General features: G+C 32.8%; 1 protein-coding gene. It reads left to right on the top strand.

The window, feature by feature from the left end; all coding sequences use genetic code 11:
• Positions 1 to 124 precede the first annotated feature (124 nt).
• Entirely contained in the window at positions 125 to 787 is a 663-nt protein-coding gene (locus tag BP92_RS0113785) for an endonuclease/exonuclease/phosphatase family protein (protein WP_150111949.1), read from the top strand.
• Positions 788 to 1,023 lie beyond the last annotated feature (236 nt).

Genomic DNA, 1,023 nt, shown 5'->3' with positions numbered 1-1,023 from the left:
ATTTTTGACACGACGCTGTTAAATTTAAACTTTTGTTTATATTTGTAACGGCTTGGTGCTGAATTTGCCACCTGAAAACAAGCCGTGGAACGTTACCAGCAATTTTGCCAAAAAACGAGAAAAAATGAAGATAGGAACTTGGAATTTAGAAAGACTAAAACATTATAAAAAAGTTTCTGAAATTACATTGTTACTCGAAAACCAAAATTGTGATATTTTAGTTTTGACTGAATACGACGAACGAATTAAACCGAGAGGATTTGAATTTGAAATAGCAACCAAAAAGTTAACGGAATTAGATTCTGTAAATTTTCGAGAAATAGAAAAACGTGTAAAAATATTCTCGAAATACGAAATTCTCCAAGAGTTTGAAACATACGATTCGTTTACAAGTTGCGCCGTAGAATTGAAAACCGAAATGGGAAGTTTAGTAGTTTACGGAACCATTATCGGAGTTTTCGGAAACAGAAACCAAAACTTTAAAGACGATTTACCCAAACAAATTGAAGATTACAGAAAGTTATCACAAAATCATAATTTTTGCATAGTTGGTGATTTCAATATTTCGTTTTGTGACAATTATTATTTCACAAACTGGGGTAGAAACGAACTGAATAGAAGTTTTGCCGAAACCGAAATAATAAATTTGACTCAGAGTAAAACCGAAACAATAGATCATATTGCAATTAGTAAAAAATTCTGCAAAGATTCAAAAGTAGAGGTTACCGAATGGAATTGTGGAAAAGAATTATCCGACCACAAAGGAATAAGTGTAAAATTGCACTAAAAAAAAAGAAAAAAAACTGCTGGTAACAGCGGTTTTGCGAGATTGCGAATTATGTGGTAAATTCATGTTTATCTTTCGCAAGAAATTTTATCTTAGCCGAAAGAACTCGGTTACGAAGTTCGCAACCTCGCAAAGCCGCGAAACGTTAGCCGTCAGTTTGGCGGAACGAAACGAAAACTGAAATTATGAAAAAAACCACATATTCTATAATCACAATGTTCTTGACAATAATTGTC

The sequence above is a fragment of the Flavobacterium sasangense DSM 21067 genome, assembly GCF_000686885.1.
GTDB lineage: Bacteria > Bacteroidota > Bacteroidia > Flavobacteriales > Flavobacteriaceae > Flavobacterium > Flavobacterium sasangense.
This window is presented reverse-complemented; position numbering and strand designations above follow the sequence as displayed.